14 protein-coding genes are annotated in these 22,924 nt (G+C 70.5%); 4 read left to right on the top strand and 10 right to left on the bottom strand.

Translation table 11 applies throughout. The annotated features are described in order from the left end of the window. Window positions 1-13 precede the first annotated feature (13 nt). From O1W71_RS00130 to O1W71_RS00145, 4 genes are all read right to left on the bottom strand, one after another. Window positions 14-5,956 (bottom strand): Ig-like domain-containing protein, encoded by a 5,943-nt coding sequence (locus tag O1W71_RS00130; RefSeq protein ID WP_269266049.1) that lies wholly within the window; start codon window positions 5,954-5,956, stop codon window positions 14-16. 1 nt (window position 5,957) lies between these two features. Then, window positions 5,958-7,109, bottom strand: coding sequence for a serine/threonine-protein kinase (locus tag O1W71_RS00135; protein WP_269266050.1), 1,152 nt, complete (start codon window positions 7,107-7,109; stop codon window positions 5,958-5,960). Window positions 7,110-7,215: 106 nt separating this feature from the next. Beyond that, window positions 7,216-8,262, bottom strand: coding sequence for an FHA domain-containing protein (locus O1W71_RS00140; RefSeq protein WP_269266051.1), 1,047 nt, complete (start codon window positions 8,260-8,262; stop codon window positions 7,216-7,218). Between the two features lie 33 nt (window positions 8,263-8,295). Then, the gene (locus O1W71_RS00145; RefSeq protein WP_269266052.1) at window positions 8,296-9,891 is read right to left on the bottom strand and encodes a dolichyl-phosphate-mannose--protein mannosyltransferase; all 1,596 of its coding nucleotides are present in this window, start codon (window positions 9,889-9,891) and stop codon (window positions 8,296-8,298) included. Between the two features lie 22 nt (window positions 9,892-9,913). On the opposite strand from O1W71_RS00145, the gene rsmI reads away from it, so the two are divergent. Then, the gene (rsmI, locus tag O1W71_RS00150) at window positions 9,914-10,738 is read left to right on the top strand and encodes a 16S rRNA (cytidine(1402)-2'-O)-methyltransferase (protein WP_269266053.1); all 825 of its coding nucleotides are present in this window, start codon (window positions 9,914-9,916) and stop codon (window positions 10,736-10,738) included. An 86-nt stretch (window positions 10,739-10,824) separates the two neighbouring features. Here the strand turns inward: rsmI and O1W71_RS00155 are convergent, their stop codons facing one another. From O1W71_RS00155 to O1W71_RS00170, 4 genes are all read right to left on the bottom strand, one after another. Further along, window positions 10,825-11,718, bottom strand: coding sequence for a sugar ABC transporter permease (locus O1W71_RS00155; RefSeq protein ID WP_269266054.1), 894 nt, complete (start codon window positions 11,716-11,718; stop codon window positions 10,825-10,827). After that, window positions 11,718-13,346, bottom strand: a complete 1,629-nt coding sequence (locus O1W71_RS00160) for an ABC transporter permease subunit (RefSeq protein ID WP_269266055.1) — start codon at window positions 13,344-13,346, stop codon at window positions 11,718-11,720. Before O1W71_RS00160 ends, O1W71_RS00155 begins: the two co-directional genes overlap by 1 nt. 61 nt (window positions 13,347-13,407) lie before the next feature. Further along, window positions 13,408-14,643, bottom strand: coding sequence for a sugar ABC transporter substrate-binding protein (locus O1W71_RS00165; protein ID WP_269266056.1), 1,236 nt, complete (start codon window positions 14,641-14,643; stop codon window positions 13,408-13,410). A gap of 145 nt (window positions 14,644-14,788) precedes the next feature. Continuing rightward, window positions 14,789-16,810 (bottom strand): beta-galactosidase, encoded by a 2,022-nt coding sequence (locus O1W71_RS00170; protein WP_269266057.1) that lies wholly within the window; start codon window positions 16,808-16,810, stop codon window positions 14,789-14,791. Between the two features lie 200 nt (window positions 16,811-17,010). On the opposite strand from O1W71_RS00170, the gene O1W71_RS00175 reads away from it, so the two are divergent. Genes O1W71_RS00175 through O1W71_RS00185 form a run of 3 tightly spaced genes read left to right on the top strand, consistent with a single transcriptional unit; the run spans window position 17,011 to window position 20,596 of the window. Further along, window positions 17,011-18,027, top strand: a complete 1,017-nt coding sequence (locus tag O1W71_RS00175; protein ID WP_269266058.1) for a LacI family DNA-binding transcriptional regulator — start codon at window positions 17,011-17,013, stop codon at window positions 18,025-18,027. A 59-nt stretch (window positions 18,028-18,086) separates the two neighbouring features. After that, complete coding sequence (gene metG / locus O1W71_RS00180; protein ID WP_269266059.1) at window positions 18,087-19,655, top strand: methionine--tRNA ligase; 1,569 nt, start codon at window positions 18,087-18,089, stop codon at window positions 19,653-19,655. 2 nt (window positions 19,656-19,657) lie between these two features. Beyond that, window positions 19,658-20,596, top strand: a complete 939-nt coding sequence (locus O1W71_RS00185; RefSeq protein ID WP_269266060.1) for a TatD family hydrolase — start codon at window positions 19,658-19,660, stop codon at window positions 20,594-20,596. Window positions 20,597-20,600: 4 nt separating this feature from the next. On the opposite strand, the gene O1W71_RS00190 is transcribed toward O1W71_RS00185, so the two are convergent. After that, window positions 20,601-21,578 (bottom strand): LacI family DNA-binding transcriptional regulator, encoded by a 978-nt coding sequence (locus O1W71_RS00190; protein WP_269266061.1) that lies wholly within the window; start codon window positions 21,576-21,578, stop codon window positions 20,601-20,603. Beyond that, entirely contained in the window at window positions 21,575-22,891 is a 1,317-nt protein-coding gene (locus O1W71_RS00195) for a glutamyl-tRNA reductase (protein ID WP_269266062.1), read from the bottom strand. The genes O1W71_RS00190 and O1W71_RS00195 overlap by 4 nt, the downstream gene beginning before the upstream one ends. Window positions 22,892-22,924: the final 33 nt, after the last annotated feature.

Raw genomic sequence — 22,924 nt, forward strand, 5'->3', positions numbered from 1 at the left:
CCGTGCGGCGGGGTCAGGGGGTGCCGTCGCCGGCACCGCCGGCGGGGTCGGTGGGAGTCGGTTCCGGTGCGGCGATCTGCTCGCAGGTCTGGCGCACGGTGATCGGCTCCAGCGGCGATAGCTTGCCGGTCCAGGTCACGGTGTAGTCCACGTGCGTGATCGCCTCGGCGGCGCCGCCGATCTGCGACGTGACCTCGTACGAGAGGCCGGTCCAGCGGGGGTCCCAGGGGGCAGCCGCTTTGTCCGTGCTCCGGCACGTCGGGGGGTTCTGGATCGCCACAGAGACGGGGCTCGACGCGCTCCCGGAGGAGGGCGAGATCGCGATCGGGTCGGAGCAGTTGTTGTCGAACCCGAGGAAGCTGTCGCACCACTTGGCCGTCCACTGATCGTCGGGACGGTTGAACTCCGGCGAGAACGAGTCGCGCCGGTTGCCGTTGACGTAGTAGACGAGTCGGGCGTCGTCGAAGGGCTTGGCGCCGGGATCGCTGTGCGTGCCCTGCAGGGCGTAGGTGTAGCCGCTCTGAGCGTTTCCGCTCGCCGTGGACGACACCCGGAACGTCATTCCCGCGGGCGCCTCGACGTTGCCGACGGGACGCGCCGAGATCTCGGCGCCGGTGACCCCGAAGCCCCGCTTGCCGTTGAACGTGTGCTCCGCGCACGCCCACACCGTCTTGCGTTTGAACGCCTGCGCCTCGAACTGCTGGCTCGTGGCCGAACCGGTGGGGACGCACGCGTCGGCCGAGACGTCGCTGAACCCGATGAGGGTCTGCGTCCCGTCGCCGTTGGCCGACACCGATGCGGTCACGCGCATCGAGTTCGACGTGTTGGTCTCCGACAGGGTCAGGCCCGGAGCGCCGACGCCGTGGGCGGTCACCGCGCGCGACTGCCCTTCGCTCGAGCCCGCCGCGATCGGCGGCAGGTCGAAGGTCGTCAGCGGCGTCGCGGTGAGAGTGGTCGCCGAGTTCGATCCGACGTCGTAGTTGGTGAAGGTCGCGGTGCCGCCGACGACGGGACGCGTGTGCGATCCGGCGCGCCCGCCCGTCAGACGGACGCTGCCGGTGGTGGCATCCAGTCCCGTCACGGTGATGGTCGCGCGTCCGCCGTCGCGGCCGTTGGGCATCGGCTCGAACGACGATCCCGCGGGCTGTGCCGGCGGGCGGTAGGACCAGGCCTGCGCGCGGACGGTCGATCGCGATTCGCCGACCGAGCTGTACGCGCGGGCCTCGTACGTGATCTTCTCGCCGACGGGCGCCGAGATCGGCGAGCACGACCCGGATGCCGGGCAGGTGGCGACCTCGCGACCGTCTGCCGTGATGCGGTAGCCCTGGACTGCGGGGTAGGAGCCGCCATCGGAGGTCACACGCAGGCTCACCGAGTCGCCGGTGTACGCGGTCCACTCCATGCGGGCGGGGTTCGCCGGAAGGCCCTGCAGGTCGAGGATGACCTGTCCGTTGCGCGCACCGCTGGACTGCCGCCCCTGCGCGTCTTCGACGGTGAAACTCCCCGTGCACTCGGCCGCTCCCGGTGCATCCGCGCTCCACGTCGCGCGCACCGCGGTGTCGCTCGCCCGGGAGAAGGACACCCCGGTGCAGTTGCCGGGGCCGCTGGCGCCGACGAGCCGCAGGGGAGTGCCGGGCAGGGGATTGACCTCGCCGGCGCCGCCGATCACTTCGATCGTGCACGAAGTCGCGCCGCCGGACTGCGAGCAGGTCTGCACCGCCGACCCGCCCTTGGGGAGCGTCGACGGTGCCGGACCGACGGTCAGGAGGAGATTCGCCGGTGCGGCGTCGGAGTGGCTCGGGAGCGAGATCGCGACGGGTTCCTGGCGACCGGGGCGCGCGGCATCCGCTGCCGTCACCGTCGCCGTGTTTCCGTCGACCGTGACGGTGAACTGGTCTCCGCCGTACGAACCGGCGTAGCGGACCGAGTCCCAGTCGGCGCGGCCGGCCCACTGCACCATCTGCGCGAGGTCGTAGGTCTGCGTCGACCCCGGGCTGACGGTCAGCGACGCGCTCCGCAGAGTCGGCTGCGGGATCTCGGCCTCGACGGTCACGCGGAGCGTGAGGAAGGTCGGGTCCTCTTGCGTGCTCAGCCGAGCGGGCACGATACAGCTGTCGGTCCACGGCGCACCGGCGCCCGCGGCGTACCGGATCGTGGTGCCCGATACGACGCTGCAGACGGCTTCGCCGCGCGCGCCGCCCGTGCGGATGCCGTCGTCGATGACCAGGGTCGCGCCGCGGGGCACGCGCACCGCGTCGGCGAGGTCGACCTCAACGCTCTCCTTCTCGCGCACCTGCAGGGGCGGGAAGCCTTCACGCAGCGCGAGCCGGACGTCGGCCTCACCGGGCACGCGGAGGAATCCGTAGGACGTGACCTCGGTGCCGTCGAAGGCGGTTCCGGTCACCTCGAAGGGGATGAGGCGTGATCGCTCGGGCAGCTCACCCGAGATCTTCCAGCCGTCGACGTCGAGATCCGTCGGTTCGCCCCAGAGCGAGAGACGCAGGCCCGAGACATCGCCGGTGTTCCACGACACCTGGCCATCGAGGACATCGACGCCCTGCGGGAAGTCCTCACGGTTCTCGAGCGTCAGCACGGTGTCGCGTACGACGGGATAGTCGGGCACCGGCTCACGCACCGTCTTGACGACGATCAGTCCGATGGCGGTGTCGCCGCGCTCGTTCCTCACGGTGTAGGTGTACGAGAAGGTGCCGAGCACGTCGCCGGCCCGCAGCGTCACGGCGCCGTTCTCCACGGTTCCGATCAGGCTCTGCAGGGTCTCGTACTCGGTCGAGCCTTCTTGAGCGTTGGGGGCGACGTCGATCAGCTCGAGGTCACTCCCCGCGGGGTCGATGTCGTTGTCGGTGGGCCGCACGACCGCCGTGCTCTCGGCGCCGACCTGCACCTGGAGGTAGTCGCTGTAGGTGACCGGGCTCGGGTCGGTCTGCGTGTCGATGACACCGACGCGAACGTCCGCCGTGCCGGTTGCACCGCTGGGGTCGCGGACGGCGTACGGGAACCTGACCTGACCGCTGAAGCCGTCCGGGCTCGTGTAGATGATGGCCGAGCCGTCTGCGGAGATCGTCGCCGACCCCTGCTCGGGCTGCGCGACGATCCGATCGAGCACGACCGGGTCGCCGTCGGGGTCGACTGCGTAACCGTCGAGGGGGATGCTGATCGATTGCCCGCTGAGGACACGGCCGACGAGCGTGCGCGGGAGCGGAGCCTGGTTCGACTCGTCGCCCACGACCGTGACCGTCACGCGCGCCGTATCGGTGACCTCGGGGAAGCCCAGCCGGAAGACCGTGTAGGTCAGCGCGTACGTCCCGGCCTGCTCGGGCGCGAGGTAGCGCAGCAGGCGGCTGGTGGCGAAGGCGAGTCCGCCGCCGGTCTCGTTCACGATCGACGACGGGTCGATCGCGATGAGCGCGCCCGACGGGGCGGTGTCGTTCGCGAGCACGGGGATGTCGATCTGTGTGCCCGCTCGCACCGTCACAGCATCGTCGACGGCAATGGGAGGCTCGGCACTGGCCGAGGGCAGCAGGACCACCGTGAGCTCGCCCTGGGCTGTCGCGGCTGCACTGCCGGTCCCGTCCGAGACGGTGTACCGCACGACGCCGAGGCGCCCCGGCTCTCCCGAGTCGGTCGTCCCGCTGACCCGCAGCAGGCTCTGCCCGACCAGGTCGACGCCCAGTGATGCGAAGGGATCGCTCTCGGGGCGGATGTCGCTGAGCAGCAGCACCGAACCGGCGGGGTTCGACACCGCCGAGGCGACGTCGATGGTCGCGTCCTCGTTCGGCCGCACGAACGCCGTGAGAGGCGGGGTCGTGATGCCCGCGGATTCGGGCGCGAGCATCGTGACGCGCACCATCGCGGTCGCCTCGGTCAGCGAATCCCGCACGTTGTACTGCACAAGATACGAACCGGGGGCCGAGGCGCTCACGACCATGCTGAGGGCGGCAGGGTTCGCCGCCGCCGTCGTCTGCGCCTCGTTGAGCGGGACGACGCCGGTGAGGGAGACCGGCCCGGCGGCGCCGGTGACGTACGGCGCCACGGACACATCCAGGGGCTCACCGACGACTCCCGTAACGGCGAACGACTCAGCGGTGAGCTCGGGCGTCGGGGTCACGGTGATCGTGAGCGGCTGCGTCACCGTCGCTCCGCGCGCGTCGGAGACCGTGACCGTGATGGTCACGGCCAATCCCTCCGTCGTGTTGGGATCGGGATGCTGGTAAGTGAGCGTCCCCTCGGGCGACGTCGTCACGGTTCCCACGCCGGTGTCGTTGGTCGCGCCGGCGAGGAAGACCGGATCGCCCTCCGGATCGACCCAGCCCTCGAGCAGCTCCGCTGAGACGGTTCCGCCGGGAGCCACCGTGAGCGATGGCCACGTCGCGAGGCATCCCTCGACGCCGCACCACACCGGCGGGCTGTTCTGATCGTCGGGGACGACCGTGAGGGTGACGGTGGCGACCTCGGAGAGCAGGCCGTCGGCGGCGGTGCCGTCGGTCACGCGGTAGCGGAGTGTCGCCGTGCCGGCGGCCTCGGGGGAGACCGCGACCGTCAGCTGCTGCTGCGCGCCCGTGATGGAGGCCGTGCCGAATGCCGGATCGAGGTTCTCGAGCGAGGCCGGGTCGATGCTCAGCACGTCCTCGTTCGGGTCGTGGTCGTTGAGCAGGACGGGCAGGAGCGTCACCGAGCCGGCGCGGACGCCGAACGCGTCGTCGACGGCCACCGGCGGCTTGGGGTCGACCACGCGCTCCGAGGTGGCATCATCCTGCTGCTCGACCTCGACTTGGCGATCAAGGTCCCACTGCTGCGACGATGCGATGAGGGCCCCGTCCGGGACGTTCCACACCCAGCCGGAGCGGCGATCGTTGAGTGCGAGCCTGGTGCCGTTGCCGACGAATGCCGGGTCGACGTTGTCGCCGATGTCAGCGCCCCGGTAATCCAGGTCGGTCACGGCGCCGGGATCGGCGCTCGACCACAGCGAGCCGGCGGATTCACCGTCGCCGAGCCACGCGGCGTACACCGTCGTGTCGAGCACGGCCGGCTTGGCCGGGGTGCCGGCGCCGGGGCGGTCGAGCACCCGCGATGCGGTGCCGCCGGAGATGTCGACGGCCACGACGCCCTCGGCGTCGGCGACGTAAGCCCGGTCTCCCTCGGGAGCGGCATCCTGCAGCCGCGCGCCGGTGGCGAGGTCGGTCGTGATGGGCTCGTCGCGGCCGCGCAGCCAGACGTCGCCGGTCGCTTCGTCGAGGAGCACCCAGCGGGTTCCGACGACACTGAGCTGCGCCGTCTCGAGCTCCGCCGGTCCGGTGTCTTCGCCGAGGATGCTGCCCGTGCGTGAGTCGGCGCGGACCACACGACCCTCGTCGGCCGAATAGGCATACACCACGCCTGCCGCGTCGACGGCGACGGCGGTGGCGACGAAGCGGGGCCGCTCCTCGCCCTCGGGCACCTCGGCGTCGGCGTACGGATCGATCGGGATGCCTTCGCCGCCGCCGGACAGGCTCGACCCGAACACGGCGCCGGCGTCCGTCCGGTACGCGATCGCGTCGCCGGTCACGGCGATGTCGGCGGTTCCCGGAGGCGTCGGGGTGAAGGCGTCCTCCGCGTCGTCCGTGAGGTCGGCGGGGCGTCCCATGTCGACATCGGAGAACTGGGAGGCTCCGTCGCTGTAGACGAATAGGCGGTCCGTCGTCTGCGCGACCGCACTGCCGTTGTCGACTTGCTTCACGGTGTCGATCTCGCCGAGCTCGAGGTTGACACGGGCGTATCCGCTGCCGGCGCCGTTCTGCAGCGCCCACACGGTCGGGTCGTCGGGCGGCGTCTGCTGCGCGTCGTATCCGGGCCACACGACCGCCAGGGTCGCCGTGACCGCGAGGACCGCCGTCACCGCGCCCGCGGCGATCCAGGTGCTCCGGCGCACGCGGGGTCGTGTGCTCTCGCGCCGCGCCATCTCAGAACCCTCCGCCGACGATGAGGAGCGTCGTCGCCGCTCCGGCTCCGGCCACCAGCAGAGCGCCGCCGGCGATCAGCGCGACCCGCGCGGCGGTGCCGAGACGGCGGGTCGGCTCGGCCCCGGCGAGGATCGTTCCCTCATCGGGGCGACGGTCGACCGCCTTTGCTGCCCGCGCCGGGCGACGCGACTCGTATGCCACCGACGGACGGACGGGTCCGCGCGCACGGTCATCGGCGAAGTCGACGCTGGCGCCAGCCGCGGCCCACTCGTCGACGGCGACCTCCATCGGAGTGTGCGGGAGTCCGAGTTCGTGCTGGACGAGCTGCAGGTCGTGGGCGAGGTCGGCTGCCGTGGCGTGCCGCGCACCCGGATCGCGACTCATCGCGCGTGCGAGGACCTGTTCCAGGCGCTCGGGCACGTCGCCGCGGCCGATCGGTGTGTACGACGCTTTCCGGATGCGCGACTTCAGCTGCTCGCGGCTGTTCTGGCCGCTGCCGGCACGCTCGAACGGGCTGCGGACGGCGAGGAGTGAGTACAGCGTCGCCCCGAGCCCCCAGACCTCGGCCGTCACCGAGCCCGAGATGCGCTCGTCGATGATCTCAGGAGCACTCCAGGGCACCGACATCGCGAACACCTCGTCGCCATCGGAACGGCCCGAGATGGCGGCGGCGATGCCGAAGTCCGACAGCACCGGAGTGCCGAAGGTCGTGATGAGGATGTTGGACGGCTTGATGTCGCGGTGGAGCAGTCCGGAACGGTGCGCGGTCTCGAGCGCCGAGCCGATCTTCACGCCGAGCTGCAGCACCTCCGCGACCGGGATCACCTCGCGGCGGTAGCGATTGGTGAGGGAGGTGGGGCAGTACTCCATCACGATGTAGGGCCGACCATCGGAGGAGATCGAGGCCTCGTAGATGGTCAGGATCGAGGGATGCGAGCTCAGACGCGCCATCACGTCGGCTTCGGCATTGAACATGCGGAGCAGGCTCTCGTCGACGATGTCCTCGAGGAGCACCTTCACGGCGACAGGACGGCGCGGGAGGTTCTGCTCGAAGAGGAAGACATCGGCGAACCCACCGGTTCCGAGGGGGCGGACGTAGGTGAATCCCGCAAGACCGGGCGGCGCGGAGGGCAGTCTCGACGCCACAGTCATGCACCCCCTGTCAACGGGGGCACGATGTCATCGTCCCCCGGAATCCGAATCCGGTGAGATTTTTCTAACACACCGAGGTCGGGCCGGGAAATCGCTTGTCGTCGCCTCACGAGAGCGACTCGAAAGTCGCGCGGATCCCGTCGCCGAGATCGAGCACGGCCCCGGGGGAGACGCGCGAGGCAGCGCCGCTCCGCAGCAGGCCGGCTTCCCCCGAAGCGTCGCGCACGATGGTGCCGTTGGTCGAGCCGAGGTCGCGCACGACGAGCGCGCCATCGTCGAGCCGGACCTCCACGTGAGTTCCCGACACCTCCTTGCGTGGCGAGGGCACGGCAACGATCCGGGCGCCGGGATGCTGCGCCGCACGGGGCGCCCTCCCCAGCACGATGGGGCGGTCGAGCGGGTAGTCGCCGCCGGGCTCGAGACGCAGGACATACCGGTGGGATGCGGGTGCGTCGGCTACGGGTGCGGGGGCGCGGCGGGACCCGAGGACGGTGCTGTCGTCGACCTCCGCCTCCCGAGGTGACTCCGGTTCCGATACCAGTTCGGGCTCGGGTTCGGGCTGCGGGCGCCGTCGCGGCCCGAAGGGCGGGGTCAGCGCGCGTCGGTCGACGGCGACGGTCTCGAGCGGGTCGGCGTCTTCGAGCGCGGCAACGGGGGCCGCGGAGGATGCGGCGGAAGCCGGGATCGCCGCGACGGCGGCGCGTGCGGTCGCGCCCCATTCGAGGGCGTCGGTGCGGACGACGCCCCGACCAATCGGGAGCAGTGAGCGACCGGGCTCGGTGCCGAGCCCGAGCGAGATGCCGGCCACGTGCTGAGCCGATCCCTCGACCCACGTCCCGACGCCGGTTCCGGCATAGCTGCTGCGCTGCGGACCGTGCAGGTCGATCGTGGCCGCGCCGCGGACGGCGACCGAGACCGCGCTCGATCCGGCGTCGACGACCTCGACGAGGGCGAAATCGGGCAGGGCTCCGATGCCGACGGCCGCGATCGCCGAGAGGACGTCCTCGAACGCGGCATCCCTTCCCGTCATCGCCTCCCACACCGCAGCGGCGAGCGCCTCGCCGGCACCCGGACCGAGCAGCAGGGCGAAGCGATCGGTGACCATCGCGAACCCCGCGCCGCGGGTGTCGTCGGGCGTCGGGTAGCGGAACACGCGCCTAGCCTACGGTGCCGCGCGCGGTGGGCGTCAGACCCAGCCGGGCAGCCAGTTGTGCAGCCGGTAGAACTCGTAGGGCACCGAGATCGCCGACCACAGCGGGAACCAGAATGCGGCGAGGACCAGGACGAGGCCGAGGAACACGACGACGACGCGTTCGACGCCGCGGGTGGTTCCTCGATCGCGACGCGCGGACCGGACCGCCGATCGGATGACGAAGACCAGAGCGAGCAGGAGGAACGGCTGGATCAGGACCGTGTAGAACTGGAAGATCGTGCGCTCGGGGAAGAGCAGCCACGGCGAGTACGTCGCGACGACACCGGTCAGGACGATGCCGTACGCGCCGTCACGGGTGCGGAACAACAGGTAGACGAGGTACAGCGCGCTCGCGACGCCCGCCCACCAGACGATGGGGTTCGGCATGCTGTACAGGATCTCCCAGCAGCCGTTGGGGTCGGTGCACGAACCGGTGCCGCCGGGCGTGCTGCCCGCGTACATCGAGGTCGGGCGCAGAAGGAGCGGCCATTGCGCCGCGGGGCTCGCGTAGGCGTGGGGAGTCGACATCCCGGCCGTCGACCCGTACATCGACTCGTGATATCGCCACAGGCTCTGCAGCGACAGGGGTACCCATGACCAGAATCCGGTCGCGGGGTTCGCGTCCGCAGCGTGTCGGTCGTACCCGCCGTCGGTCACGAACCAGCCGGTCCACGACGCGAGGTACACCACGAGCGCCACCGGCACGAGCAACACGAACGACACCGCCCCTTGCCGGACCGTCGCGTCGGCGGGCCAGAACAGGATGCCGGCGCTGCGGCGGGCGAGGGCATCGCTGACGACGAGATAGATGCCGATCGCTGCCAGCACCCAGACGCCCGACCACTTCACCGCGGTCGCCGCGCCGGCCGCCGCACCCGCGGCGATCACCCACGGGCGGTTCCACAGCACCGGTCCCCAGGCGGGGGCGCCGACGTCGTCCCATCGCGCCGCGATGCGCTCGGCGAGAACGACCCGGCTGCGTTCGCGGTCCAGCACGACGAACCAGAACGCCAGCAGGGTGAACAACGTCAGGAAGATGTCGAGCAGCGCCACCCGGCTCATCACGATCCCGAGGCCGTCGATCGCGAGCAGGCCGGATGCCAGCGACGCGAAGACGATCGAGCCGGTGAGGCTGCGTGCGAGGAGGTAGAGCACGAGCACGCACGCCGTGCCGGCGAGGGCCGTGCCCAGGCGCCAGGCGAAGGTCGAGTCGGCGCCGAACAGGGCCATCGGCAGACCGATGAGGTACTTGCCGAGCGGGGGGTGCACGACGAAGCTGCCCGTCGTCGTGAAGATGTCGGTCTCGCCCGCGAGGAAGCGTTCGTCGGCGCCGTCCGGCCAGGTTGCGGCGTACCCGAGCACCCATTGGCTCCAGGCGTCCTTGACGTAATAGGTCTCGTCGAAGACCACGTCGTGGGGATGAGCCAGGTTCCACATCCGCAGGACGGCGGCGATCAGCGTGATCACCAGCGGTGCGATCCAGGCCATCCGCCGCGCGAAGATCGGGTCGCCGCTGAAGCGGGCGTGCCACCGGTCGAGAAGGGTCGGCCGACGCTTCTCGGGGAGCAGCGGCTCAGCGGTCGTCGTCACGTCGCCAGCCTATGCTGGGGCGGTGATCATCCTCGCCGCGACGCCCATCGGCAACCTCGGCGACGCCACGACGCGGCTCGTGACCGCGCTCGAACAGGCGACGACCATCGCGGCCGAGGACACGCGCACGACCCAGCGCCTGCTCCAGGCCCTCGGGGCGACCAATCGTCCCCGTCTGATCGCCCTTCACGACCACAACGAGAAGCAGCGAGCCGTCGAGCTCGTCGAGCGCGCCCGTACCGAGGACGTCCTCGTCCTCAGCGATGCCGGGATGCCCACGGTCAGCGACCCCGGGTTCGGGCTCGTCGCCGCGGCGGCGGCAGCGGGGGTCACCGTGACCGTCCTGCCCGGTCCGAGCGCCGTGCTCGCCGCGCTCGCCGTCTCCGGGCTTCCGACGGACCGGTTCGCCTTCGAGGGCTTCCCGCCCCGCAAGCCGGGGGACCGGCGCCGGCTCTTCGACCAGCTGGCCGGCGAGCAGCGCACGCTCGTCTTCTTCGAGGCGCCGTCGCGCATCGCCGAGGTGCTTCGGGCGATGGCCGAGGCGTTCGGAGGCGACCGCCGAGCGGCCGTCTGCCGCGAGCTGACGAAGCTGCACGAGGAGGTGGCGCGCGGCACGCTCGATGAGCTCGCCGCGTGGGCTGCCGACGGCGTCCGCGGCGAGATCGTCATCGTGGTGGAGGGCGCCGGGGCGCGCGAGATCGACCCCGCCGACGCGCTCGCGCAGGTCCAGCGGCTCGTCGCCGACGGCATCCGGCTCAAGGAGGCCGCCGCCGAGGTCGCGGCCGCGACCGGCCTGTCGTCCCGCGACCTGTATCAGGCCGCTCTCGCCGCTCGCGCCGGGTCTTGACGCGGGCGCGTTCGCGCGAGAACGCACCGACCCTGCGAGAACGCACTGTATCGGGCACGTTCTCGCGGGGATGGTGCGTTCTCGCGTCAGCCCTTGACGGAGCCGGCGGTCAGCCCGCCGATGATGTAGCGCTGCAGGCCGAGGAACAGTGCGAGCACGGGGATCGCGGCGAGCACCGCACCCGCCGCGAAGAGGCCCCAGTTGCTCGCGAGCTGGTTCGACACCCACTGGTACATGCCCACGGCGAGGGTCCAGTTGTCCTGCGACACCAGCACGATCTTCGAGATGATGTAGTCGCCGAACGATGCGATGAACGCCAGTAGGGCCACGACCGCGAGGATCGGGGTGACGAGCGGCATGATGATCCGCCAGAACACCTGGGCGTGCGTTGCGCCGTCGATCTTGGCCGACTCGTCGAGCTCCATCGGGATCGTGTTGAAGAACCCGTACATGAGGAAGGTGTTCACACCCAGGGCGCCGCCGAGGTAGACGCAGATGAGCGCGATCTTCGAGTTCAGGCCGAGGGCGGGGAACACCTCGCCGAGGGCGAGGAGCATCAGGAAGATCGCCACGAAGGCGAGCGCCTGCGGGAACATCTGGATGATGAGCAGGGCCGTGAGGCCCGGACGGCGACCGCGGAAGCGGAACCGGGAGAACGCGTACGCTGCCGCGGCCCCCATCAGGACGGCGCCGACCGCCGACGCCCCGCTCACGATCAGCGTGTTGCCGTACCAGGTCCAGTACGACGTGCCGCTGAGGGAGGCGAAGTTCGCGAGGTCGAAGACGCCGAACAGCTGGTTGCTCGCGGCGAGGCTGCCGCGCGGGTTGAGCGCGGCCGAGATGACGTAGAGCAGCGGGAACATCGCGTAGAAGAGGATGACCAGCGCGACGAGGTACTTCCAGCCGACTTCGAGCAGCCACCGGCGGCGGCGAGCGCCGACGCGGCTGGGCGGGGTGGCGACGGTGGTGGTTGCGGACATCACTGGTACTCCTCCAGCTTGCGGGTCTGGCGGAACGCCAGGGCGGAGATCGCGCCGACCACGATGAACACGAGGATCGACAGGGCGCTGGCCAGGCCGTAGTCGGCAGCGCCGCCCGAGACTCCCGAGATGTCCCAGATCGCGGAGATCAGGATGTCGGTGGATCCGAGCGCATAGGGCGCGCCGGGGATCGCCGGCCCGCCGCTGTTGAACATGTAGATGACGGTGAAGTTGTTGAAGCTGAAGGCGAACGACGAGATCAGCAGCGGGGCGGTCGCGACGAGCACGAGGGGGAGGACGATCGCACGGAACTGCCGGAACCGGCCCGCGCCGTCGATCGACGCGGCCTCGAGCGTGTCGGACGGCAGTGCCTGCAGCGCGCCCGTGCACACGAGGAAGTAGTACGGATAGGTCAGCCACACGTTGACGAAGAGCACCGCGATGCGAGCCAGCCACGGGTCGCCGAGCCAGTCGATGTTCGCGCCGCCGAAGAAGAACTCATTGATGACACCGAACTCGGCGTTGAACATGCCGCGGAACAGCAGGGCCGACATGAACGCCGGGAAGGCGTACGGGAGGATGAACAGCGTCCGAAGGATCTTGCGGCCCTTCACCCGCGGGTCGTTGAAGATGAGCGCCACCACGAGCCCCATCGCGAACGGAATGAGCACCGACAGCGCCGCCCAGACGAACGTCCAGAGCGTGACGAGCGCGAGCGGCTCGAGCAGGCCCGGGTCTGTGACGAGGCGCAGGAAGTTGTCGAACCCGACGTTCACGACCCAGCCGGTGGGCAGGGCCGCTCCGTCCGCTGAGACGAATCGGCCGTCGTCTGTTGCCGTGTAGACGGCACCGGATGCCGTATCGGTGATGGTCTGCGCGTCGGCATCCCATGTCAGCGTCGAGAGGTACACGGCGCCGGTCGAGCCGTCGCGCGTGCGGATCGAGCCGTCGTTGGGGTCGTCCGAGACCGGTACGCGCAGCTCGACGATCTGCTCCTGCAGCGCGGGGTCGCCGAGGAAGGTGCCGCGGGGAACGACGTTCCAGCCGGGAACGTCGGTGGGGGCGCCCGAGCCCGACGCGTCACCGACGACCTCGAGCGGCCGGTCGGTGGACCCGGCCTTGATCTCGCCGTCGTCGACGATCGCGAAGCCGTACTCGCCGCCCTGTTCGACGACCGAGAGCGGGTACGAGGGCGAGGTGTCGATGCGTCGCTCGCCCTGGGCCAGGGCAGCGGCCACCGCCTGGTCCTGCGAACCGACGTGGCCGGCGCCGTAGTTCGTGAAGGCGATGTACGCCGTGTAGCCGAAGATGAAGACCTGGAACACCAGCAGGAAGGCGAGTCCCGGGAGCAGGTACTTCAGCGGCAGCGCGCGCTTGGTGAAGTACACGATGTCGGCGGCGACGAGCAGGACGGCCGCCGCGGTCGCGATGAGCCACGACTCGGCTTGGACGGCGGCGAACACCCCCATCAGGCCGAAGGCGTTGACGATCGCCATCAGCACGAGCTTCACGACGAAGCCCCAGCCGATGCCCGACCAGCGTCGGCCATGCGGTTCTGACTGCTGCGAGCGGTCGGGGGAGCGAGGCGGCGGTGCGCTCTCGCTCACGGTTCCCTGGGGGACCGACATGTGCATCTCCTTCACGAGAGAGGTCCGGGGGCGGAGCGGTGTGCTCCGCCCCCGGAGGGGATCAGCCGATCGCGGCCTGGACGTCGGTCACCATGGTGTTCCAGGTGCTGACGGGGTCGCCGCCCTTGATGATCTGCACCTGTGCGGCGTTCCACAGGTCCCAGACCGAACCCATCTCGGGGATCGAGGGCTGCGGCACGCCGTTCGCGGCGGAGGCGAGGAAGCCGGCGACGACGGGGTCGGACGAGACCTCGGCCGCGAGGGTCTTCCACGCGGGCAGGCGCGGGTCGGCCTCGTAGAGGGCGCGCTGCGCATCATCCGTTGCGAGGTAGGTGGTCAGGAACTCCTGGGCCAGCAGCTTGTTCGCGCTCTCCGAGCTGATGTAGAAGCCCTGGACACCCACGAACGGCGCGGCGGTCTCGCCGCCGGCCGACGGGATCGGGTTGACCTTGACGTTCACACCGTTGGCGGTGAGGGCGTCGATCGCCCACGGGCCCTGAACCGTGTACGCGGCGGTACCGGCGGCGAAGAGCTCGTTGTTGGTGTCATAGTCGATCGTGGTCGAGATCTCGCCGGAGCCGGCCTCGCCGTGCGCGCCGAGCCAGGTGGCGAAAGCCTCGCCGCCCGCGCCGCCCATGCCGACCTCGGTCGTGTAGGAGCCGGTGGCGTCCTGCACGAACACCGGGGCGCCGAACGACGTCTGGAACCCGTACATCGTGTACGCGTCGCCCTTCTGACCCGCCGTGTTGATGACGAACGGACGCTCGGCGCCCGCGGTCTGGGCGCGGGCGATCATGTCGTCGAAGGACGACGGCGCCTCTTCGCCGACGAGGTCGGTGTTCTGCACGAGCGCGATCGTCTCGAGCGCGTAGGGGAAGCCGTAGAGCTGCCCGTCGTAGGTGAACGCGTCGACGGCGACCTTCTCGATCTGGTCGGCCTTGTCGCCGAGGTCGATCGTGTCGACGACGCCGGCCGAGACGAAGGAGCCGAGGAAGTCGTGGGCGCCCACCGTGATGTCCGGGCCCTCGCCGGTCGGCACCTGGTTGATGAAGTCGTTGCGGATGTCCTCGAAGTTCTTCTGGACCAGCTCGATCTTGGTGCCGGTCTCGTCTTCGAAGGCCTTCGCCGCCGCCTCGATGGCCGGCGCGCGGTTGGCGTCGGTCCAGACGACGAGCGAGCCGCCGGCCGAGCCGCCGTCGGCGTTGCCGCTGTCGGTGGGGGTGCTGCCGCCGGAGCAACCGGCGAGCAGGACGGTGGTCGCCGCGATGGCGACGATTCCGGTCCCGATCTTGCGCATGGATCTTCCTTCCGAAGTGGTCGATCGGAAGGGCCTCGTGCGAGGTCGCTCCGTCACGACCGATGTGGATGCCGCTGCCGGGTGGCGGCGGCGCTTTCTCAGTGCATGCCGTGAGACGTCGGCTGTCTCCCGGCGTCGGGGTGGGTCAGTGACCACCCCCGGGTGCTGTGCGCGGTGCGCGGATGACGGCGACGTCGCCCGCACTCACCTCCAGCGTGCCCCGGACGGCGCGCCCTGAGAACAGGTCGACACCTTCCAGGGCGAGCTCAGCGTCCGTCGCCGCATGGTTGATCGCGATGACGTAGTCATCGGCGTCGCCCGCACGGCGGACGATCTCGAGGCCGGCCGGCGCGTCGACCGGGGCGATGCCCGCGTCGGCGTAGACCTCCGCCATGATGGCGGCGAGGCCGGCGGCATCCGGTCGCGTACTGACGTACCAGCCGGTGCCCGCTCCGTGCCGCTTGCGCGTCACCGCGGGCATCCCGGCGCCCGGTCCGTCGACGTAGGTCCCGCGGGTCTCCGCGTCCGACACCACCAGGTGCTCGTGCCAGACGTCGGCGGTATGGGACGCGCCGCCGAACTCGATCGTCGTGGTCGCGCCCGCGCGCAGCGGCAGGTGCTCCTCGACGCGGATTCCGAGGGACGGCTCGAGGGGAGCGGCGAAGCCGCCCGGGTGCACGGCGTCGTTCTCGTCGACGACGGCTGAGAAGAACGAGACGACCAGCGTGCCGCCGGCTTCGACGTACCGGTTGAGGTTGTCGGCATCAGCCTGACGCAGGAGGTACTGCGCGGGGGCGATGACGAGCTTGTAGCCGGAGAGATCGTGGCCCGGCAAGGCGAAGTCGACCGTGATGTTGTCGCGCCACAGGCGCTCGTAGAACGCCCGGATGCGCTCGTCGTGCGAGACGTCCTCCGAGGGGCGCCACTCGAGGTCCTGCGCCCAGAACGACTCGAAGTCCCACAGGATCGCGACGTCGGCGTGGACGCGCGAGCCGCGCACCTCGGCGAGGCGGTTCAGCTTCGCGCCGAGATCGACGACCTCGCGGAAAACGCGTGACTCGGTGCCGGCGTGCGGCAGCATCGCCGAGTGGAACTTCTCGGCGCCCGAGCGCCCGGCACGCCACTGGAAGAAGAGGATGCCGTCTGCCCCGCGGCCCAGGTGCGACAGCGAGTTGCGCGCCATCTCGCCCGGTCGCTTGGCGACGTTGCGCGGCTGCCAGTTGACCGCCGAGGTCGAGTGCTCCATGAGGATCCAGGGCTTGCCGCCCCCGACCGAGCGCGAGAGGTCGGCGGCGATGGCCAGGCCGATCTCGCCCTCGACGTCTGCGGCCCACAGGTAGTGGTCGTCCGAGACGATGTCGACCTCACGTGCCCAGGCCCACAGGTCGCAGCCGTGGTGCTGGTTCGCCATGAAGTTCGTCGTCACCGGGAGCGACGAGAACCGCCGGATGGCGTCGCGCTCCGCGACGAAGCAGCCGCGCAGCTGGGCGTCGGTGAACCGCGCGAAGTCGAGCCGCTGCGCGGGGTTGACGACCGAGGGAGCGGCAGCGGGGACGCCGACGTGCTCCCAGACGCCGTAGTGCTGCCCCCAGAAGGCGGTGCCCCACGCCGCGTTGAGGGCGGCGAGCGAGCCGTACTTCTCCTGCAGCCAGCCGCGCCAGGCGCGCTGGGCGTGCTCGGAGTAGTCCTCGCCGACGGGAACACCGTACTCGTTGTGCACGTGCCACATGACGACAGCCGGGTGGTCGGCGTAGCGTTCGGCCAGCGTCGAGGCGATCCGCACGGCTGCCTCGCGGTAGGCGGGGGCGGAGTGCGACGCCATGCCGCGCGACCCGAAGCCCATCACCACGCCGTCGCGGTTGACGGCGCGGGCATCGGGGTGCTCGGCGAAGAACCAGGCCGGCGGGGATGCCGTCGGGGTGCCGAGGTCGACGGCGATGCCGTTCTCATGAAGGAGGCCGATGATCTCGTCGAGCCAGTCGAAGTCGAAGACGCCCGCGCTGGTCTCGATGAGCGCCCACGAGAAGATGCCGACGCTGACGAGGTTCACTCCGGCTTCTCGCATGAGGCGGACGTCCTCGCGCCAGACCTCACGGGGCCACTGCTCCGGGTTGTAGTCGCCGCCGTAGGCGATCCCGTCAATGGCCGGCCAAACGCTCGCAGGCATGAAACGCGTCCTCGTGTCTCTCAGATGCACCGGTCGTACTGTGACCGGTCACAGGGTGTGTGTGACCACTGTAAACGCGCGACCGATCCGCGACCCGACCCGTTATCGAACTGTGACCGGTCCCAGAGCGGCTGCCAGCCTCGGCGCGTCCTCCGGGGCGCGCGACGGTCGACGGTCTCGTCCGGAGTAGGCTCGCCGACGTGAACGGCTCCACCGGCGCGTCGCGCAAACCGACCATCCGCGACGTCGCGGCCGCGGCCGGCGTCTCGCACGGCACCGTGTCGCGGGTCATCAATGGCGGGCACTGGGTGTCGCCCGAGGCCCGGGACGCCGTCGACCGCGCCATCCGCGAGACCGGCTACACCGCGAACCACGCGGCCCGGAGTCTCGCGACGGGGCGGTCGAACTCGCTGGCCTTCCTGCTGACCGAGCCCCAGCACCTGCTTTTCGCCGACCCGACCTTCGCCCTGCTGCTGCGGGGAGCGACCGAGGCACTGGCCCAGCGTTCGATGACCCTCGTGCTCATGATCGCCGACACCGCGGCCGAGCGAGCGAACGTCGAGCGCTACGTCCGGGCGGGGCATGTCGACGGCGTGCTGCTCATCTCGTCCCACGAGTCGAACCCGCTGCTGGCGTCGCTGATCTCCGCGGGTGTGCCCACCGTGTGCACCGGTGTCCCCCTCGGCGATCGGGCGCACGTGCCCACCGTCTCGGTCGACGAATCGGAATCCGCGCGCACCATGACACGCCACCTCCTCTCGCGAGGTCACCGCCGCATCGCTGTCATCACCGGACCCGACGACACCCCGGGCGGCCGGTACCGCCTGCAGGGGTTCCGTGAGGAGATGGGCGACCTGTTCGACCCCGAGCTCGTCGAGCAGGACGTCTATTCGAGCGACGCCGGCGCGGCGGCCATGACCCGCCTGCTGGAGCGCGCGCCCGACATCGACGCCGTCTTCGCGGCATCCGATGTCATGGCGGTGGGCGCGATCGCCGCCATCCGCCGCAGCGGACGGCGCGTTCCGGACGACATCGCCGTCGCCGGCTTCGATGATTCGGGCCTCGCGGCGACGCACGATCCGCCCCTGACGACGATGCGTCAGCCGTGGAACGAGATCAGCTCGGCGATGGTCGACATGGTGCTGCAGGTGATCGCGGGGGGCGACCCGGAGCCGCTCGTGCTGCCGACATCCCTCATCGTGCGCGAGACCGCGTGACGCGTCGCCGTGTCGACACACGGCCGCGGCGGTCCGCGCACTCGAACTAGAATCTCGGGGTGAGCAACGGCCGCAGCTTCTACATCACCACACCGATCTACTACCCGAGCGACCTGCCCCACATCGGGCACGGCTACACGACGGTGGCGGTGGACACGCTCGCGCGCTGGCACCGCCAGGCGGGCGACGACACGTGGATGCTGACGGGCACCGACGAGCACGGTCAGAAGATGCTCCGCGCCGCGGCGGCGAACAACGTCACCGCTCAGGAGTGGGTCGACAAGCTCGTCGAGGAGTCCTGGTTCCCGCTGCTGCGCACCCTCGACGTCGCGAACGACGACTTCATCCGCACGACGCAGGAGCGCCACGAGGAGCGCGTGAAGGTCTTCGTGCAGACGCTGTTCGACCGCGGATACATCTACGCGGGCGAGTACGCGGCGCTGTACTGCGTCGGGTGCGAGGAGTTCAAGCCCGAGGCCGAGATCGTGAACGGCACCGGCGCCTTCGAGGGGCTCAAGGTCTGCGCCATCCACTCCAAGCCCCTCGAACTGCTCCAGGAGAAGAACTACTTCTTCAAGCTCAGCGAGTTCCAGGACCGCCTCCTGGAGCTGTACAAGACCGTCCCCGACTTCGTACGCCCCGAATCGGCGCGCAACGAGGTCGTGTCGTTCGTGAAGTCGGGCCTCAAGGACCTGTCGATCTCGCGGTCGGCGTTCGACTGGGGCATCACGGTGCCCTGGGACCCCTCGCACGTCATCTACGTGTGGGTCGACGCTCTGCTGAACTACGCCACCGCGATCGGCTACGGCACCGACCCCGACGAGTTCGCGCGGCGCTGGCCCGCGTATCACGTCGTGGGCAAGGACATCCTGCGGTTCCACGCCGTGATCTGGCCCGCGATGCTGATGGCCGCCGGGCTCGACGTCCCACGCGGCGTCTTCGCGCACGGCTGGCTGCTCGTCGGCGGCGAGAAGATGTCGAAGTCCAAGCTCACCGGCATCGCGCCGACCGAGATCACCGACGTGTTCGGCTCGGACGCGTACCGGTTCTACTTCCTCTCGGCGATCGCGTTCGGCCAGGACGGCTCGTTCTCGTGGGAAGACCTGTCGGCGCGTTACCAGGCCGAGCTCGCCAACGGGTTCGGCAACCTCGCATCGCGGACGGTCGCGATGATCGAGCGCTATTTCGAGGCGATCGTGCCGGCGCCCGCCGAGTACACCGAGAGCGATCTCGCGATCCAGCGCGTCGTCGCCGACGCCGCCGGCGCCGCGGATGCCGCCATGGAGCGGTTCCGGCCCGACGAGGCGATCGCTGCGATCTGGACGATCGTCGACGCGCTCAACGGCTACATCACCGGGAACGAGCCGTGGGCTCTCGCGAAGGACGACGCCCAGCGGCCGCGTCTGGGCACCGTCCTGTACACCGCCGCCGAGGGGCTGCGCGCCCTCGCGGTGCTCCTGTCTCCGGTGATGCCCGAGTCGACGCGCAAGCTGTGGGTGGCGCTCGGCATCGACGCCCGGCTCGAGGACCAGCCGCTGCGCGACGCCGGCACCTGGGGTGTGCTCCCCGCAGGCACGACGGTGAACGGCCTCGCCCCGCTGTTCCCGCGCGTCGAGCAGCCCGCCTGAGCATGGTCGACTCGCCGAAGAACGCCGATCCGGCCGGCCCGGCATCGTCACTTCGTGGCGAGTCGACGGATGACGTGTCGCAGTACGTACGGCAGCGCTCCCAGGCTGCGCGGGATGTGCGCTGGCCGGAGGCGCCGGAACCGCTTGCGGTGCCGGTCTACGACAACCACACCCATCTCGAGATCGAGGACGGTGACGAGCCCCGCTCTCTGGCGGAGCAGCTCGAGCTCGCGGCATCCGTCGGTGTGATCGGCGTTGTCCAGGCCGGCGGCGACATCGACTCGTCGCGGTGGTCGGCGTGGGCGGCGGCATCCCATCCGCGCGTCCTCGCCGCCGTCGCCATCCACCCGAACGAGGCGCCCCTTTACGCTGCGGCGGGCCGGCTCGGCGAGGCCATCGCCGTCATCGACGAGCTGGCCGCGCAGCCGCGCGTGCGTGCGATCGGCGAGACGGGGCTCGACTTCTTCCGCACCGAGGAGGACGGGCTGCCTGCCCAGTTCGAGAGCTTCGAGGCGCACATCGAGCTCGCGAAGAAGCACGGTGTCGCGATGCAGATCCATGACCGCGACGCGCATGACGCGGTCCTCCAGACGCTCGAGCGGGTCGGTGCCCCCGAGCGCACGGTCTTCCACTGCTTCTCGGGCGACGCCGACATGGCGCGGATCGCCGCCGACCGCGGTTACTGGCTGAGCTTCGCCGGCAACGTGACCTTCAAGAACGCGCAGAACCTGCGCGACGCCCTCGCGGTCACGCCCCGCGAGCGCATCCTCGTCGAGACCGACGCCCCGTTCCTCACGCCGACTCCGCACCGGGGGCGGCCCAACGCGCCGTACTTGATCCCGGTGACGCTGCGCTTCATGGCCGCCGAGCTCGGGGTCGACGTCGAGGAGCTGTCCGCTCAGGTCGCCGCGAACACGCTCGAGGTCTACGGCGAGTTCTGACGCGTCATCGCGTCGACGAGCCGCGGACGATCTCCCACGGAAGGTCGACGACGTCGGGCGACGCGGCATCGCGGATGCTGCTGAGCGCCTGGAACATCGCGGCGGGGGCGAGCTCCGGGTGCACGCAGACGTGCGTGACGCCCAGGCGCGTGTTGACGGCGCAGTCGCTCGTGCACAGCGCGACGAACTGGATGTCGCGCGGGATGACGAAGTCCATCTCTTCGAGCTGCAGGTAGACGGCCGGCCCCTCCTCGGCGAACGAGAAGATGGCATCCGCGCCGGCATCGCGGAGCTCGCCGACCCGGCGGGGGAGGGCGCCGTGCTCCGCGTCGAGGTACGCGACGAGGGGTTCACGGCCGCGCACGGTGCTCCACGCGCGGTACGCGGTCTCGCCGATCTCGTCGCGGGGCGAGCCCGCATCGTCGACGAGGAACCCGATCCGCCGGGCCCCACCGGCTTCGAGCAGGGCGAGGGCCGCGCGCACCGCCTCGTCGTAGCCGGTGCGGACGGTGATGGACAGCTCGGTGTCGACGTAGAGGTCATTGGTCGCGACGGGGATGCCGCGGGCGATGGCCTCGCGCAGCAGCAGGTCGTCGGCGGCCACCTCGGCGAAGTAGACGACGTCGATCTGCGCACCACGGAGCAGATCGGGTCGTGCCGCGGGCAGCATCGTGACCGTGAAGCCCTGATCGGCGGCAGCGCTGACGAGCGCGCCGATGTGCCGGCTGCGGTGGAGGGCGCCGCGCTTGGACAGGTCGAGCTCGGCATCCTGGGGAACGACGAAGCCGACCGACATCGTGCGGCCGCTCCGCAGCGCCGCCGCGTACTTGTTCGGCTGATAGCCGAGCTCGGCGGCGATCGCCTTGATGCGCTCCCGGGTCTCGGGGCGCAGGCTTCCGCGATCGTTGAGCGCCTGACTGATGGCGGCCGTCGAGACACCCGCGCGCAGCGCGATGTCTTTCAGGGTCACCTGACGGCTCATGACCGACCGGCTCCTGCTTCGGCGTCGCCCGGGGCGCGCTCGGTCGGGACGGTGCCGCCCGGCGAGGTCGCTCCGGTGGCGGCGGGGAAGACGGTGGCTACCGCATCGGCCCAGGCTGCACCCGAACCGGAGGAGGCGAGCGTGTGCCCCTGCGCGATCAGGCGATGCAGCAGGACGCCGGAGAAGTGGCGCAGCGCAGCCTCGACCTGAGGCGACTCGCCCCGCAGGTGAGCCCGCTCGAGCTCGTCGTCGAGGATGCCGGTGATGTAGCCGCGCATCGCCACGACCGACGGGGCGACCTCGTGCACGCGACGCGCGGCGGCGTGCCGTGCTGCGGCTCCCGCGACGATCTCGCGCGCCTCGTCGAGCGTCGCGAACTCGTCGATCGGCGCGTGGATGCGGATCGTCTCGAGGTCGAGCAGCTCGATGTCGGGAACATCGCGCAGCGCCGGGTCGACGTTGCGTGGCAGACCGAGGTCGATGATCAGCTGCGTGCGGTCGGCGCCGCTGCGCCGTGCCGCGTGCTCGGCAGCGGTCAGAGCATAGGTGTCGGTCGTGGTCGTGCAGGTGATGATGACATCGGCGGCTGCCGCCTCTTCGGCGTAGTGCTCGGCGTCGACGGCGACGAGGTGCTCGCGCTGGGCGAAGCGGCTGCGGCCCGAGCGCGAGTGCACGCGGACGTCGACGGCACCCTTGTCGCGCAGAGCGGCGAGGGATGCCGCGGCGTAGCGGCCGGTGCCCACGAGCAGAACCCGTGCAGTGGACCAGTCCGCCACCCGCGAGGATGCGAGCTCGAGGGCGAGTCGCACGAGCGAGCGGCCCGACTCGCCGATGCGCGTGCTGTTCTTCACGGCGCGCGAGGTCTCGGTGGCCCGCTGGAAGAGGTGCTCGAGGGGCGCCGTGGTCAGTCCGCCGCGCCGCGCGTCGTCGAGGGCGCGGCGCACCTGGCCGGCGATCTCGTCCTCGCCGACGGCGACGGAGTCGAGTCCGGATGCGACGGAGAAGAGGTGGTGGGCGACCTTGTTGCCGTGAGCGAAGTCGACGGTCTCGCGAACGGTCCGGTACGGAAGATCGCTCAGCTTCGCGATCTCTTCCATCGCGGCATCCATCGCCGGGATCGTCGAGGGGAAGTCGGCGTCGTCGCGCAGGTCGAAGTACGCCTCGAAGCGGTTGCAGGTCGCGAGCACGACGGCACCCTGGATGGCGTCATGGGCCTCTGTCAACCGGGTGCCGACTTCGTCTCCGATGACGGAGAGTCGCTCGAGTGAAGCGAGCGGCGTGGAGCGCTGATGCGCGGTGAGAGCGACGAGCACGTGCGGAAGAACCCCCTGGAATCGTGACTAGTA

The organism is Microbacterium sp. H37-C3 (genome assembly GCF_027157935.1).
Taxonomy (GTDB): domain Bacteria; phylum Actinomycetota; class Actinomycetes; order Actinomycetales; family Microbacteriaceae; genus Microbacterium; species Microbacterium plantarum.

Bases quoted from the DNA above. Each gene is read 5' to 3' on its own strand.
- O1W71_RS00130 (WP_269266049.1), bottom strand. From the start codon at position 5,956: ATGGCGCGGCGCGAGAGCACACGACCCCGCGTGCGCCGGAGCACCTGG.
- O1W71_RS00135 (WP_269266050.1), bottom strand. From the start codon at position 7,109: ATGACTGTGGCGTCGAGACTGCCCTCCGCGCCGCCCGGTCTTGCGGGA.
- O1W71_RS00155 (WP_269266054.1), bottom strand. From the start codon at position 11,718: ATGTCCGCAACCACCACCGTCGCCACCCCGCCCAGCCGCGTCGGCGCT.
- O1W71_RS00160 (WP_269266055.1), bottom strand. From the start codon at position 13,346: ATGTCGGTCCCCCAGGGAACCGTGAGCGAGAGCGCACCGCCGCCTCGC.
- O1W71_RS00165 (WP_269266056.1), bottom strand. From the start codon at position 14,643: ATGCGCAAGATCGGGACCGGAATCGTCGCCATCGCGGCGACCACCGTC.
- O1W71_RS00170 (WP_269266057.1), bottom strand. From the start codon at position 16,810: ATGCCTGCGAGCGTTTGGCCGGCCATTGACGGGATCGCCTACGGCGGC.
- O1W71_RS00185 (WP_269266060.1), top strand. From the start codon at position 19,658: ATGGTCGACTCGCCGAAGAACGCCGATCCGGCCGGCCCGGCATCGTCA.
- O1W71_RS00190 (WP_269266061.1), bottom strand. From the start codon at position 21,578: ATGAGCCGTCAGGTGACCCTGAAAGACATCGCGCTGCGCGCGGGTGTC.